This window comes from Pseudomonas sp. TH41 (assembly GCF_016650695.1).
In the GTDB taxonomy this organism is placed as follows: domain Bacteria; phylum Pseudomonadota; class Gammaproteobacteria; order Pseudomonadales; family Pseudomonadaceae; genus Aquipseudomonas.
In genome coordinates, this window is sequence record NZ_JAEKFH010000005.1 from 436,136 (window position 1) to 449,582 (window position 13,447).

At 55.8% G+C, this 13,447-nt stretch carries 13 protein-coding genes and 4 tRNA genes; 4 read left to right on the plus strand and 13 right to left on the minus strand.

What is annotated here, in order from left to right; translation table 11 throughout:
- Window positions 1–64 precede the first annotated feature (64 nt).
- From lon to JFU37_RS20530, 8 genes are all read right to left on the minus strand, one after another.
- Window positions 65–2,461 carry an endopeptidase La gene (gene lon, locus JFU37_RS20495; protein ID WP_007946894.1) on the minus strand — a complete coding sequence of 799 codons (2,397 nt, stop codon included), beginning with the start codon at window positions 2,459–2,461 and terminating at the stop codon, window positions 65–67.
- Window positions 2,462–2,659: 198 nt separating this feature from the next.
- Window positions 2,660–3,943 carry an ATP-dependent Clp protease ATP-binding subunit ClpX gene (gene clpX / locus JFU37_RS20500; protein WP_007946893.1) on the minus strand — a complete coding sequence of 428 codons (1,284 nt, stop codon included), beginning with the start codon at window positions 3,941–3,943 and terminating at the stop codon, window positions 2,660–2,662.
- Between the two features lie 111 nt (window positions 3,944–4,054).
- Window positions 4,055–4,690 carry an ATP-dependent Clp endopeptidase proteolytic subunit ClpP gene (gene clpP / locus JFU37_RS20505; protein ID WP_201118005.1) on the minus strand — a complete coding sequence of 212 codons (636 nt, stop codon included), beginning with the start codon at window positions 4,688–4,690 and terminating at the stop codon, window positions 4,055–4,057.
- Window positions 4,691–4,783: 93 nt separating this feature from the next.
- On the minus strand, window positions 4,784–6,094 hold the full coding sequence (gene tig, locus JFU37_RS20510; protein WP_201118007.1) for a trigger factor: 1,311 nt from the start codon (window positions 6,092–6,094) through the stop codon (window positions 4,784–4,786).
- Between the two features lie 402 nt (window positions 6,095–6,496).
- Window positions 6,497–6,572 (minus strand) — tRNA-His (locus JFU37_RS20515).
- 78 nt (window positions 6,573–6,650) lie between these two features.
- Window positions 6,651–6,735: transfer RNA gene (locus tag JFU37_RS20520), tRNA-Leu, on the minus strand.
- Between the two features lie 58 nt (window positions 6,736–6,793).
- Window positions 6,794–6,869, minus strand: a tRNA-His gene (locus JFU37_RS20525).
- A 32-nt stretch (window positions 6,870–6,901) separates the two neighbouring features.
- Window positions 6,902–6,978 (minus strand) — tRNA-Arg (locus tag JFU37_RS20530).
- 274 nt (window positions 6,979–7,252) lie between these two features.
- Between JFU37_RS20530 and folD the strand changes: the two genes are divergently transcribed.
- A complete protein-coding gene (gene folD / locus JFU37_RS20535) occupies window positions 7,253–8,107 on the plus strand; it encodes a bifunctional methylenetetrahydrofolate dehydrogenase/methenyltetrahydrofolate cyclohydrolase FolD (RefSeq protein ID WP_046032567.1) in 855 nt (284 codons plus the stop codon).
- A 236-nt stretch (window positions 8,108–8,343) separates the two neighbouring features.
- Entirely contained in the window at window positions 8,344–9,282 is a 939-nt protein-coding gene (gene pbpG / locus JFU37_RS20540; protein WP_201118010.1) for a D-alanyl-D-alanine endopeptidase, read from the plus strand.
- 158 nt (window positions 9,283–9,440) lie between these two features.
- Here pbpG and JFU37_RS20545 read toward each other — a convergent pair whose 3' ends face one another.
- The 3 genes from JFU37_RS20545 to JFU37_RS20555 all read right to left on the minus strand — a co-directional run bounded on the left by JFU37_RS20545 (window position 9,441) and on the right by JFU37_RS20555 (window position 10,706).
- On the minus strand, window positions 9,441–9,656 hold the full coding sequence (locus JFU37_RS20545; RefSeq protein WP_201118012.1) for a hypothetical protein: 216 nt from the start codon (window positions 9,654–9,656) through the stop codon (window positions 9,441–9,443).
- 19 nt (window positions 9,657–9,675) lie between these two features.
- The gene (locus JFU37_RS20550) at window positions 9,676–9,882 is read right to left on the minus strand and encodes a DUF6021 family protein (protein WP_201118014.1); all 207 of its coding nucleotides are present in this window, start codon (window positions 9,880–9,882) and stop codon (window positions 9,676–9,678) included.
- A 95-nt stretch (window positions 9,883–9,977) separates the two neighbouring features.
- On the minus strand, window positions 9,978–10,706 hold the full coding sequence (locus JFU37_RS20555; protein WP_201118016.1) for a peptidase C39 family protein: 729 nt from the start codon (window positions 10,704–10,706) through the stop codon (window positions 9,978–9,980).
- A gap of 166 nt (window positions 10,707–10,872) precedes the next feature.
- Here JFU37_RS20555 and JFU37_RS20560 point away from each other — a divergent pair, with 166 nt between their 5' ends.
- A complete protein-coding gene (locus JFU37_RS20560) occupies window positions 10,873–11,034 on the plus strand; it encodes a hypothetical protein (protein ID WP_207201683.1) in 162 nt (53 codons plus the stop codon).
- A gap of 147 nt (window positions 11,035–11,181) precedes the next feature.
- On the opposite strand, the gene JFU37_RS20565 is transcribed toward JFU37_RS20560, so the two are convergent.
- Together JFU37_RS20565 and JFU37_RS20570 are read right to left on the minus strand one after the other, a co-directional pair.
- Entirely contained in the window at window positions 11,182–11,931 is a 750-nt protein-coding gene (locus JFU37_RS20565; RefSeq protein WP_201118018.1) for a TerC family protein, read from the minus strand.
- A gap of 29 nt (window positions 11,932–11,960) precedes the next feature.
- Window positions 11,961–12,203 (minus strand): hypothetical protein, encoded by a 243-nt coding sequence (locus JFU37_RS20570; protein WP_201118019.1) that lies wholly within the window; start codon window positions 12,201–12,203, stop codon window positions 11,961–11,963.
- 344 nt (window positions 12,204–12,547) lie between these two features.
- On the opposite strand from JFU37_RS20570, the gene nhaR reads away from it, so the two are divergent.
- The gene (gene nhaR / locus JFU37_RS20575) at window positions 12,548–13,447 is read left to right on the plus strand and encodes a transcriptional activator NhaR (protein WP_201118020.1); all 900 of its coding nucleotides are present in this window, start codon (window positions 12,548–12,550) and stop codon (window positions 13,445–13,447) included.

Below are 13,447 nucleotides of genomic sequence, written 5' to 3' on the forward strand. Positions count from 1 at the left end.
AAAGAGCCGCTTTATAACAAGGGCTCTAAAAAGCTGTCAAGGAAGCCCCTCAGGCAAATGCGTACTAATGCGTGCTAATTCTTTCCTTAGAGTCAGACTCGCGTTTTTCATCCTTCGCAACAATCTCTGGAACCACATCCGGCAAGGGCTCCGGCGCGTATTGCAGCGCAATTTGCAGGACCTCGTCAATCCATTTAACCGGTTTAATCTGCAGATCTTGCTTGATATTGTCAGGAATTTCCTTCAAATCGCGCACGTTCTCTTCAGGAATGATCACGGTCTTGATCCCGCCACGGTGAGCAGCGAGCAGTTTTTCCTTAAGACCGCCAATCGCCAATACCTGCCCACGCAATGTGATTTCGCCCGTCATGGCGACATCCGCGCGCACAGGGATCCCTGTCAATGCCGATACCAACGCCGTGCACATGCCTACACCGGCGCTAGGGCCGTCCTTCGGGGTCGCCCCTTCCGGCATGTGGATGTGCGTGTCACGCTTCTCGTGGAAGTCGAGAGGAATCCCCAGGCTCTTCGCACGACTGCGGACAACGGTCAACGCGGCGGTGATCGACTCGACCATCACGTCACCCAATGAACCGGTCTTGATCAACTGGCCTTTGCCCGGTACGACAGCGGCTTCGATGGTCAGCAATTCGCCGCCCACTTGAGTCCACGCCAACCCGGTAACCTGACCGATCTGATCTTGCGACTCCGCCAGGCCGTAACGGAATTTGCGCACGCCAAGGAAGTGTTCCAGCATCTCCGCAGTCACCTTCACCGAGAAGCGTTTTTCCATCGCGTGCTCTTTGACTGCCTTGCGGCAAACCTTGGCGATCTGGCGCTCCAGGCCACGTACACCGGCTTCGCGGGTGTAGTAGCGAATGATGTCGCGAATCGCCTCGGCGTCGAATTCCAGCTCGCCTTTTTTCAGGCCGTTGGCCGTAATCTGCTTGGGCGAAAGGTATTTGACGGCGATGTTGATCTTCTCGTCTTCGGTGTAACCCGGCAGACGAATCACTTCCATCCGGTCCAGCAGCGCCGGCGGGATGTTCATGGAGTTCGAGGTGCAAAGGAACATCACATCGGACAGGTCGTAGTCGACTTCCAGATAGTGATCGTTGAAGTTGTGGTTCTGCTCCGGATCGAGCACTTCCAGCAATGCCGAGGCCGGATCGCCACGCATGTCGCTGCCCATTTTGTCGATTTCATCGAGCAGGAACAGCGGGTTGCGCACTCCCACCTTTGTCATCTTTTGAATCAATCTTCCTGGCATCGAACCGATATAAGTACGGCGATGACCACGAATTTCCGCTTCATCGCGCACACCACCGAGGGCCATGCGCACGAATTTGCGGTTAGTGGCGTGAGCAATCGACTCCGCCAGAGAGGTTTTACCCACCCCAGGAGGACCGACCAGGCACAACACCGGACCACGAATTTTCTTCACGCGTTTTTGCACGGCGAGGTATTCGAGGATCCGTTCTTTGACTTCTTCCAGACCGTAATGGTCGGCGTCGAGGATGTCCTCTGCACGAGCCAGGTCCAGGCGTACCTTGCTCTGAGCCTTCCACGGCACCTGAACCAGCCAGTCGATGTAAGAACGCACCACGGTCGCTTCAGCAGACATTGGCGACATTTGCTTGAGCTTGTTCAGCTCGCCCTGGGCTTTGGCCAAGGCATCTTTCGGCAGACCCGCGGCATCGATGCGCTTTTTCAGCTCTTCGATTTCGTTGTGGCCTTCGTCGCTGTCGCCGAGCTCTTTCTGAATGGCCTTCATTTGCTCATTCAGGTAGTACTCGCGCTGGCTGCGCTCCATTTGTTTTTTGACGCGACCGCGAATCCGTTTTTCGACTTGCAGCAGATCGATCTCGGCATCCAGCAACGCCAAAACGTGCTCGACCCGGGCCGACAAATCAATGATTTCGAGGATTTCCTGCTTCTGCTCGATCTTCAGGGCCATGTGCGCAGCCATGGTGTCGACCAGGCGGCCTGGCTCGTCGATGCTGTTAAGCGACGACAGGACTTCAGCGGGGACTTTCTTGCCCAGCTGCACATATTGCTCGAATTGAGCCAACAGGCTGCGGACAAATACTTCCGACTCGCGTTCAGGCGCGTCGACTTCGTCGATCAATGAGACTTCGGCACGGCAGTGGCCGTCCACTTCGCTGAAGCGCTCCACGGCGCCCCGCTGCTCACCTTCAACCAGAACCTTGACCGTGCCGTCAGGCAGCTTGAGCAGCTGCAGCACAGTAGCGATTGTACCTACGCGATAGAGTGCATCTTCACCGGGATCGTCGTCAGCAGGGTTTCTCTGAGCCAGCAGAAGGATCTGCTTGTCGCCCGTCATCGCAGCCTCGAGGGCTTCGATGGATTTCTCGCGCCCCACGAACAGCGGGATAACCATGTGCGGATAAACCACAACATCACGCAATGGCAGGAGAGGCAATTCGATGGTTGTCTTCATGATTTCGCCTCTACGGCGGCCATAAGGCCGTAAACAGATGGATGTAAGCTTGAAACCAAGATGGGGGCTGGTTTGGAAAAAAACAAGCGGATTAAAAAACCGCTTAAAAAGATCGTCCGCACGCGGCCCGAGCCTTCGGCAGCTCCTACAAAAGCAAAGGGGCCCGAAGGCCCCTTCTTTATTCCAGCTGCGTGACGCTTAAGCGTCTGGCGCGGCCTTGGCAGCCGGCTCACTGTTTTCGTAGATATACAGTGGCTTGGACTTACCTTCTATAACGCTTTCATCGATCACTACTTTACTCACCTCGGACTGCGAGGGAATTTCATACATAGTGTCGAGCAATACACCTTCGAGAATCGAGCGCAGTCCACGGGCACCGGTTTTGCGTTCCAGGGCACGTTTGGCGACCGATTTCAGAGCGTCGGCCCGGAATTCCAGGTCCACACCTTCCATCTCGAACAGCTTGGCATACTGTTTGGTCAGAGCATTTTTCGGCTCGGTGAGAATCTGCATCAAAGCAGCCTCATCAAGCTCGTCCAGCGTGGCAAGAACGGGCAGACGACCGACGAACTCCGGGATCAGACCGAACTTGACCAGATCGTCAGGTTCGACTTCACGCAGGGACTCACCGACTTTCTTGCCTTCTTCCTTGCTGCGCACTTCCGCGTTGAAACCAATGCCACCCTTGGTGGAACGGTTTTGAATAACCTTTTCCAGACCGGAGAACGCACCACCACAGATGAACAGGATGTTACGGGTGTCGACCTGAAGGAATTCCTGCTGCGGATGCTTGCGACCACCTTGAGGCGGAACGGAAGCGACCGTGCCTTCGATCAACTTGAGCAGGGCCTGCTGCACGCCTTCACCGGAAACGTCCCGGGTGATCGACGGGTTGTCAGACTTGCGCGAGATCTTGTCGATCTCATCGATGTAGACAATGCCCATCTGGGCTTTTTCTACGTCGTAATCGCACTTCTGCAGCAGCTTCTGAATGATGTTCTCGACATCTTCACCTACGTAACCCGCCTCGGTGAGGGTGGTTGCGTCGGCGATGGTGAACGGAACGTTCAACAAGCGGGCCAGTGTTTCGGCAAGCAGGGTTTTACCCGAGCCTGTCGGGCCGATCAGCAAGATGTTGCTTTTGCCGAGCTCGACGTCGTCATTCTTTTTGTCACGCTGGTTCAGACGCTTGTAGTGGTTGTATACCGCTACGGCCAGAACCTTTTTCGCACGCTCCTGACCAATCACATACTGATCAAGGATGCCGCTGATTTCTTTAGGCGAAGGCAATTTATGCGCGCTGCTTTCGGCCTGGGCTTCCTGCACCTCCTCACGGATGATGTCATTGCACAGGTCGACGCACTCGTCGCAAATAAAGACCGAGGGGCCGGCAATCAACTTACGCACTTCATGCTGGCTTTTGCCACAGAAGGAGCAATAGAGCAGCTTGCCGTTGTCCTCGCCGTTGCGGGTGTCAGTCATTCGTTCGATCCAAATCCGATAGGCTTGCAACACAAGATGAAGGCTATTGCGGGCTTTTTCAAGCCCGCTGGTGATCGGAGCAGCCGACCACCCCTTTTTGAGCTGCTTATTTTAAGCGGGGCGCTGGCTGATCACTTCATCGATCAACCCGTACTCACGTGCGGCTTCGGCACTCATGAAGTTATCGCGATTGGTGTCGCGCTCGATTTCTTCAAGAGTGTGCCCGCTGTGCTGGGCCATCAGCGTGTTGAGACGCTCGCGAATGAAGAGGATTTCCTTGGCATGGATTTCGATATCCGACGCCTGGCCCTGGAAACCGCCCAGTGGCTGGTGAATCATCACACGCGAGTTCGGCAAGCAGTAACGTTTGCCAGCGGCACCTGCTGTCAGCAGAAACGCGCCCATGCTGCACGCCTGACCGATACAGGTGGTCGACACGTTTGGCTTGATGAACTGCATGGTGTCATAGATCGACATACCCGCCGTCACCGAACCGCCCGGGGAGTTGATATAGAGATGGATGTCCTTGTCCGGGTTTTCCGCTTCAAGGAACAGCAGTTGCGCACAGATCAGGTTGGCCATGTAGTCCTCTACCGGGCCAACCAGAAAAATCACTCGCTCCTTGAGAAGGCGCGAGTAAATGTCGTAAGCGCGCTCGCCACGAGCAGACTGCTCGACAACCATCGGGACCAGGCCGCCTGCGGCCTGGATATCAGAGTTCTGCTGAATATACGAATTACGGAACATGCTCTGCAGTCACTCCCAAATAGTTATGTCTTGAATACGCATAAGCCAGCACGAAGGCTGGCTTATGGTGTGTACTTCTTACAGCAAAAACGATCAGTCGGCTTGTGGAGCTTCTACCGGCTTGACTGCTTCTTCGTAAGAGACCGACTTGTCGGTCACGCTAGCTTTCTGCAGAACAGTATCCACAACTTGTTCTTCCAGCACAACCGAACGGACTTCGTTCAGTTGCTGGTCGTTCTTGTAGTACCAGGACACAACCTGCTCAGGCTCTTGGTAGGCCGAAGCCATTTCCTGAATCATTTCACGAACGCGGGCTTCGTCAGGCTTGAGGTCGAACTGCTTGACCACTTCAGCCACGATCAGACCCAGCACAACGCGGCGCTTGGCTTGTTCTTCGAACAGCTCGGCCGGCAGTTGGTCAGGCTTGATGTTGCCGCCGAACTGCTGAACAGCCTGCACGCGCAGACGGTCAACTTCGTTGGACAGCAGAGCCTTAGGCACTTCGATCGGGTTGGTGGCCAGCAGACCGTCCATTACCTGATTCTTGACCTTGGATTTGATCGCCTGACGCAGCTCGCGCTCCATGTTCTTGCGAACTTCAGTGCGGAAGCCTTCCAGGCCAGTTTCCTTGATGCCGAATTGAGCGAAGAATTCTTCGTTCAGTTCTGGCAGTTTTGGCTCGGAAACAGTGTTCACCGTCACGGTGAACTCAGCGGTTTTGCCAGCCAGGTCGAGGTTCTGATAGTCCTCTGGGAAGGTCAGGTTCAGAACGCGCTCTTCGCCGGCTTTAGCGCCAACCAGACCGTCTTCGAAACCAGGGATCATGCGGCCGGAACCCAGCACCAGCTGAGTGCCTTTGGCGGAACCGCCAGCGAACACTTCACCGTCAACCTTGCCGACGAAATCGATGTTCAGCTGGTCTTCGTTCTGAGCGGCGCGATCAGCCACTTCGAAACGGGTGTTCTGCTTGCGCAGCACGTCCAGCATTTTGTCCAGATCGGCGTCAGCCACGTCAGCGCTCAGGCGCTCTACGGTGATACCGTCGAAACCGGCAACGGTGAACTCTGGGAACACTTCGAAAACTGCGACGTATTCCAGGTCTTTGCCAGCTTCAATCGACTTAGGCTCGATCGAAGGAGCGCCAGCCGGGTTCAGCTTCTGCTCAACAACGGCTTCGTAGAAAGAGGACTGGATCACGTCGCCCACTGCTTCCTGACGTGCATCAGCACCGAAACGGCGCTTGATTTCACTCATTGGCACTTTGCCTGGACGGAAGCCAGCAATCTTGGCCTTTTGGGCAGTCTGCTGCAGACGCTTGTTGACCTGAGTCTCAATGCGCTCAGCCGGCACGGTGATGCTCATGCGGCGCTCAAGAGCAGAAGTATTTTCAACAGAAACTTGCATGGATATTCCTCGTTGCACAGACGTTAGCCGGCCGTTTCCGACCCCAGAATCAAGGGCATGCATTCTAGTGGGTCAAACTCAAGAAGTCACCCTACTGAAAACGGGTAAAAAAGCAGCAGGCAATTTATTAGGCGGGGACAAACGGTTGTGCCTCGCCCTGTTAGCAAATACATCCAATCATGCCAGGGCTCTGCATCAATCCTTCTATATATAGAAGAAGCTGCCAATCATCTCCCTGACAGCCGATCTTGCGAGCAAGGCCGGCGGGCGGCGGCGCATCATCGAGAAACATAAATACGACGAAACCCCCACCCCTGCGACCCAGAACCTGCAGTCGCTGAACACTCGAACCGCTAAAACAAAAAAGGCGCCAGACTGTTAAATCTGGCGCCTCTCGAAATATGGGGTGGACGAAGGGGATCGAACCCTCGACAACGGGAGTCACAATCCCGTGCTCTACCAACTGAGCTACGCCCACCATATTGCCTTACAAAGAAGCCAAACAACTCCCTTGCTGCGCTCCAGCCAAGCCAGTCGGCCTGAGTGAAGCTTTATTTGGTGCGGATGAAGAGACTCGAACTCTTACGCCTCGCGGCGCTGGAACCTAAATCCAGTGTGTCTACCAATTCCACCACATCCGCAGTTTGAAGCTGTTAAAGCAAAGGCGCCAGACTGTTAAATCTGGCGCCTCTCGAAATATGGGGTGGACGAAGGGGATCGAACCCTCGACAACGGGAGTCACAATCCCGTGCTCTACCAACTGAGCTACGCCCACCATATTGCGCTACTTGTGCCAAAGCTGCCTAATGGCGCACCCGGCAGGACTCGAACCTGCGACCATCCGCTTAGAAGGCGGATGCTCTATCCAGCTGAGCTACGGGCGCCTTATTAATCTGTACTCTTGGAGGACTACAAACTAAGTGCTTCCAGCCTCACGAAACCGTAATCCCGCTTGACCTTCTCATCCAGTGCTAGGCTGTGCCCGACAAGTGCGACGAATAGTATAGAGCACCCTAAAGGCCGTCAAATCCTTTTTAAAAAAAATTCATTTAATTAAAGGAGTTAGGGGAATTTGCAGACCAAGCGCCTTTGCCCTCACCTCATGACATGCGAGAATGCGTTCTCTTTTTTTCCCCTCTCGATGGTTAATCACGCGCAATGACTGCACAACTAATCGACGGCAAATCGATCGCCGCCAGCCTGCGCCAGCAGATCGCCAAACGCGTCACCGAGCGTCGCCAGCAAGGCCTGCGCACACCCGGTCTCGCGGTGATCCTGGTCGGCAGCGATCCTGCCTCTCAGGTTTATGTCTCGCACAAGCGTAAAGACTGTGAAGAGGTCGGCTTCATTTCCCAAGCCTACGACCTGCCTTCCGAAACCACTCAAGAAGCACTCACCGATCTGATCGATCGACTGAATGACGACCCGGCGATCGACGGCGTTCTGCTTCAGCTTCCTTTACCGGAACACCTGGATGCCTCCAAATTGCTGGAACGCATTCGTCCGGACAAGGACGTCGACGGTTTCCATCCTTATAACGTCGGCCGCCTGGCCCAGCGCATTCCACTGCTGCGTCCGTGCACGCCTAAAGGCATCATGACGTTACTGGAAAGCACCGGCGCCGATCTTTACGGCATGGATGCTGTCATTGTTGGCGCCTCCAATATTGTCGGTCGCCCGATGGCGATGGAATTGCTGCTGGCGGGTTGCACCGTGACCGTCACCCATCGCTTCACCAAGGATCTGGCTGGCCACGTCGGTCGTGCCGATCTGGTGGTGGTCGCCGCCGGCAAGCCGGGGCTGGTCAAGGGTGAATGGATCAAGGAAGGCGCGATCGTGATCGACGTCGGCATCAACCGCCAGGAAGACGGCAAACTGGTCGGTGACGTGATCTACGAAACCGCCCTGCCCCGCGCTGGCTGGATCACTCCGGTTCCCGGTGGTGTCGGCCCGATGACCCGCGCTTGCCTGCTGGAAAACACGTTGTACGCCGCCGAAACCCTGCACAGCTGAGTGTCGACGCAGACGTAGACAACGAGTCAAAAAACCCCGCCCGTGGCGGGGTTCTTTTTGCCCGCAGAAAAAGATCGACCATCCGCCGGAAAATGACTTTTTTTTCATATTTCCAAGGACTTTCACCCCTTACTTGAACAACCATCGACAGTTATTCAGCCATACTCCAGAATGTCGCGCTTTTCCGAAATAGCCCGTTACAAAACGGCTTATCAACACATTACGAGTCTGCCAGCGTGAAAATCCGTCTATCCATCCTGAGTCTATTTTTTGCATTTACAGGGACTTTCATCGCACCAATGGCCAACGCTGCCGACACGACATCGGCGCCCCGAGACACTTCACATTTGAAGATCGCTTCAGGCAGCGCATTGCTGATGGATCTGCAGACCAATAAAGTCATCTATGCCAACAATCCTGACGTGGTTGTGCCGATCGCTTCCGTCAGCAAGCTGATGACGGGCCTTGTGGTTGTCGAAGCCCGACAGAATATGGATGAGTACATTTCCGTGAATATTGGCGACACGCCGGAAATGAAAGGCGTGTTCTCCCGCGTCAAACTCAACAGCGAATTGCCGCGCCGGGAAATGCTGCTGATCGCCCTGATGTCGTCGGAAAACCGTGCCGCCGCCAGCCTCGCCCATCACTTCCCGGGTGGTTATGTCGCGTTTATCGCGGCCATGAACGCAAAGGCCAAGGCGCTGGGCATGACCAATACCCACTTCGTTGAACCAACCGGTCTCTCCCCGCGCAACGTGTCCACTGCCCGTGACCTGACCAAACTGCTGATCGCCGCGCACAAGTACCCGATCCTGACCGAGCTGACCACCACCAAGGAAACGTCCGTGCGGTTCCGTAAGCCCAACTACGTTCTGGGTTTCCATAACACCGATCACTTGGTCAACAAGCCAAATTGGGACATCAAGATCACCAAGACCGGTTTCACCAACGAGGCTGGTCACTGCCTGGTACTGGTGACCAGCATGGGCAACCGCCCTGTTGCGCTGGTGATTCTCGACGCCTTCGGCAAATACACGCACTTTGCGGATGCCACGCGGATCCGCAGCTGGGTCGAAACCGGCAGGAGCACGGACGTGCCGTCGGTGGCGTTGCAATACAAGGCAGAAAAGAACCTCAAGCACCGCCAAAGCGGCGTAATTGAAGCGTCGAAGTAAGTCAGGCAGACAACAAAAAGAAGCCCCGAATAGGTCTACCGTGTGGGAGCGAGCTTGCTCCCGATGGCCTCAAGAGCGCTGCGTTTAGCCAATAAACACGCGTTATCGTTAACGACCATCGCGAGCAAGCTCGCTCCTACAGTGAACTCCATTTGGCATTAATCATTCGGCAGCGGCATCTGGTCGTCATCGGGAATGCCGTCGCCGGCACTCGGATCCCTTGTGCCTTGCCGATGCTCTGTTGGCACCACCAGAGGCCTGGCCAAAGGATCGCGCAACGGGCTGTCCGGATCCATCACCGGATCAATGTCGTCTTCGGGGGTTGTTGGAACACTGTCCGGACGTTTGTCGTCAAAACTCGAATCAGTAGACATACACACCTCACACTGAACGTCAGGGTTTCAGGTTAGCGAGCGGGTCATAAGGCTTGGCCGGAGCCTTGCCTTTCTCGCCCGGCTTTATATCTCTAGGCGCCTTGGCAGGTCCGATGGGATCGACCTGAGGATCGGCGAGGTCCGGTGAATCAGGATCAAAACCCAATTCATTGCCTGAAGAATGTTCAGACGAATGCGGGCCCGAGGGTGAAGTGGAATGTGCCATGGACACCTCCTTGATTCTGCCCCGGAAGAATCCGGGGCCTTATCCGTAAGAGGCCGACCGCGCCTTGCAGTGCCATACAAATGACGAACGGGAACTTATTGCGCGGTCAGTGCCTTCTTCGCTTTGGCGGCGGCCTGCTCCTGCCCTGCCTGGGCAAGATCATTCGCAGCCTTGAGCCACCGCGTCTGATCGACGCTGGCCGGAATCTGCGTGGGCGCCTGGATCAAAACGGCCCAGCCACCGGCATCCTTGAAAGCCGATTCAAATGAACTGAAGCTCATCAGGTACCGGCGATTCATCCCGGCGCGCAGCAACACTGTCTTCTTCTGACGGTTGTAGCCAGCAAGAATGGCGTAACGGGGTTCCGCCCAGAACGCCGAACCATCGGTAAAACGCACCATCACCGGAAAACCGGCCGCGACCTGGGTCAACAATGCGGGCAGATTGCTGTCGAGGGGATAGACCACCATGCCGTACTCGCGGGCAAGGTTCTGAATGTTCTGCTGCAACTGCGCTTCGGCGCCCGGCAAATGCAAGGGCTTTTCGAGCAAGCCCGGGGTAATCACAACGCCTTGCTGGGACAACATGCTGGCCAGCACTTGCGGTCCGCTTTGATTGGCCACGCCCCGGTAGAACCTGCCGCTGAGTTCGACACGCTCCGGCAGGCGCTTGATCTCAGGCGCAACGCTCCCCGCACAACCCGCCAGACCTGCAACGCAGCCCACAATCAGCGCCGCCGATAGAATTCGAGAAAATACCCGCACCTTCATCACTCTCTTGATCAGACGCCAGGTATTCGCGCTCCCGGCTTGGCTGTCGATCATAGGACGCCGCGCGGCGGCGGTATAGCCTTAAACGACAGTTGATTGCATTCGATAGAGCGAACTGGTTGGTGATGCCGGCCTTTGGTCAATCGCCTGAAATACAGCAGCGACTAGACTGTCACTTGCAAAGAGTGTGTGCCCGCAGCAGGGCAAAGAGGAGGCACTGATGAGCCTGACAATGACCATTGTGATGTTGATTTCCAGCTGGCTGGCCGTTGCCGCCGCCATGTTGTGGGGAGTCCTGCGAATTGCGCGTCGGCACCATCACCACCCCGTTCAACCAGCAAAACCGGTAAAGGCACTTGGCCGTCACGCCAGCGCCCACTGACACCCACAAATAAAAACGCCTGAATGCGATCCTTGTAGGAGCTGCCGCAGGCTGCGATCTTTTGACTTTAATTCTTCAAGATCAAAAGATCGCAGCCTGCGGCAGCTCCTACAATGGGTTCAGGCGGCCATTTTCATTTATAGCGGGTCAAGCTTCAGCAGAGAGGCGTTTCTGCCTGGCCCGACGCGACATCATGTTCAGACCCTCGATCGTCGCCGAGAACGCCATGGCCGCGTAGACGTAGCCTTTCGGTACGTGGGCGCCGAAACCTTCAGCGATCAGCGTCATGCCGATCATGATCAGGAAGCCCAGCGCCAGCATCACCACCGTCGGGTTGTCGTTGATGAACTTGGCCAAAGGATCAGCCGCCAGCAACATCACCAGCACCGACACCACCACCGCAATGATCATGATCGGCAAGTGCTCGGTCATGCCGACCGCGGTAATGATGCTGTCGATGGAGAACACCATGTCCAGCATCAGGATCTGACCGATTGCAGCCGCAAAGCCCAGGGTCACACCAGAAGTAGCCGACTTCGGATCTTCCGGCGCCGGGTCCATGCTGTGATGGATCTCGGTGGTCGCCTTCCACAACAGGAACAGGCCACCGGCAATCAGGATCATGTCCTTCCACGAGAAGGCCTGGCCGAAAATTTCGATCACAGGCTCAGTCAGCTGGACGATGAAAGCGATCGTGCTCAGCAACGCCAAGCGCAAAATCAACGCCATGCCGATACCAATGCGCCGCGCCTTCTGCCGGTGCTGCTCGGGCAATTTGTTGGTCAGGATCGAGATGAAGATCAGGTTATCGATGCCGAGCACGATTTCCATGACGATCAAAGTGGCCAGGGCGACCCACGCGGTGGGGCTGGCGGCAAGTTCTACTAAGTATTCCATGGGTCAGTCCTGACTCGCTGTAAGACGGTTTAGATTTCCTGGGACGAAGCGTCGGTTTTCTCTTTGTCTTCGCCCGGTGCTTCTTTCTTGCTGATCAAGCTGCCAGTGGCATCGCTGAGTGCTTGCTCGGCGGCTTTGTGGGTATCGTCAATCGCTTGTTTGGCGGTTTCGGCAGCCTTGCCCATCAGTTGCTGCGCGCTTTTCTCGGCCTGGTCACAACCGGCCAGTACCAGTAAAGACGTAATCAGCAGCGCCGTGGTTTTGAGCTTCATGATGCTTTCCTCGATAGAACAATCCGGGTCGAAACGATGGCCCGTTGATAGCGACGCATTCTAGGCAGGCGAACACTTCAGGAAAATTCGTATTTTTAGCGGGTATACTTCGGTTTTAACGAATTCAGATCTGATAACTCGAATATCGCGGGTACGGGTGCATGTGCATGTGCATGTGCGGTTGCGGTTGCGGTTGCGGTTGCGTGTACGTGTACGCGTAGGAGCTGTCGAGTGAAACGAGGCTGCGATCTTTTGATGTTTTTTTTAAGAGCAAGATCAAGAGATCGCAGCCTCGTTTCACTCGACAGCTCCTACAGAGGATGTGAAACGGGGATTTCAATAACGTGCTTAATTATCGACAGCTTCATTACTTCTGGGTGGTGGCCAAGACAGGCAGCATCGTGCGTGCGTGCGAGCAGCTGAACCTGACACCGCAAACCATCAGCGGGCAGATTTCGCTGCTCGAACAAACCTATGGCATCGAGCTGTTTCGCCGAGTCGGCCGCCAGCTTGAACTCACCGAGGCCGGTCGCCAGACCCTGCCCTACGCCGAGCAAATGTTTCAGCTGGGCGGTGAACTGGAGTTGATGTTGCGAGCACAACCCAATGAGCAGCAAATTCTGTTTCGGGTGGGGGTGGCGGACGTGGTGCCCAAATCCATCGTCTATCGCTTGATCGCGCCGACCATGGAGCTCAGCGAGCCGCTGCGCATCACTTGTCGCGAAGACAAACTCGAACGCTTGCTCGCTGACCTGGCGATCCAGCGTCTGGACCTGGTGATTTCCGACAGCCCGATGCCGTCGCACCTCGACATCAAGGGCTACAGCCAGAAACTGGGTGAATGCGGCATTAGTTTCTTCGCCACCACGGAACTGGCGGCACGGTATGGACAGGATTTCCCTCGCAGCCTGCACGGTGCCCCCCTGCTGATTCCCGGGCCGGAAACCGTCGTGCGCAGTCGCTTGCAGCGCTGGTTTGCCGAGCAGCAGATTCAGCCGCGAATCGTCGGTGAGTTCGACGACAGCGCGCTGATGCAGGCCTTCGGCCAATCCGGCAGTGGGATATTCATCGGCCCGAGCGTGATTGCCGATGAGGTGAAACGCCAATGCGGCGTCGAGGTGATCGGCCAGACTGACGCGGTGACCGAGTCGTTCTATGCCATTTCGGTGGAACGCAAGGTCAAGCACCCCGGCATTGTCGCCATTACCGAAGGTGCCCGGCGCGAGCTATTTACCGAAATTTGA

What these genes read in the sequence shown, in the direction of transcription:
- JFU37_RS20550 (WP_201118014.1), bottom strand. Translation starts at nt 9,882, where the DNA reads ATGGCACATTCCACTTCACCCTCGGGCCCGCATTCGTCTGAACATTCT.
- JFU37_RS20555 (WP_201118016.1), bottom strand. Translation starts at nt 10,706, where the DNA reads ATGATCGACAGCCAAGCCGGGAGCGCGAATACCTGGCGTCTGATCAAG.
- JFU37_RS20545 (WP_201118012.1), bottom strand. Translation starts at nt 9,656, where the DNA reads ATGTCTACTGATTCGAGTTTTGACGACAAACGTCCGGACAGTGTTCCA.
- folD (WP_046032567.1), top strand. Translation starts at nt 7,253, where the DNA reads ATGACTGCACAACTAATCGACGGCAAATCGATCGCCGCCAGCCTGCGC.
- JFU37_RS20570 (WP_201118019.1), bottom strand. Translation starts at nt 12,203, where the DNA reads ATGAAGCTCAAAACCACGGCGCTGCTGATTACGTCTTTACTGGTACTG.
- JFU37_RS20565 (WP_201118018.1), bottom strand. Translation starts at nt 11,931, where the DNA reads ATGGAATACTTAGTAGAACTTGCCGCCAGCCCCACCGCGTGGGTCGCC.
- clpP (WP_201118005.1), bottom strand. Translation starts at nt 4,690, where the DNA reads ATGTTCCGTAATTCGTATATTCAGCAGAACTCTGATATCCAGGCCGCA.
- JFU37_RS20560 (WP_207201683.1), top strand. Translation starts at nt 10,873, where the DNA reads ATGAGCCTGACAATGACCATTGTGATGTTGATTTCCAGCTGGCTGGCC.
- clpX (WP_007946893.1), bottom strand. Translation starts at nt 3,943, where the DNA reads ATGACTGACACCCGCAACGGCGAGGACAACGGCAAGCTGCTCTATTGC.
- tig (WP_201118007.1), bottom strand. Translation starts at nt 6,094, where the DNA reads ATGCAAGTTTCTGTTGAAAATACTTCTGCTCTTGAGCGCCGCATGAGC.
- lon (WP_007946894.1), bottom strand. Translation starts at nt 2,461, where the DNA reads ATGAAGACAACCATCGAATTGCCTCTCCTGCCATTGCGTGATGTTGTG.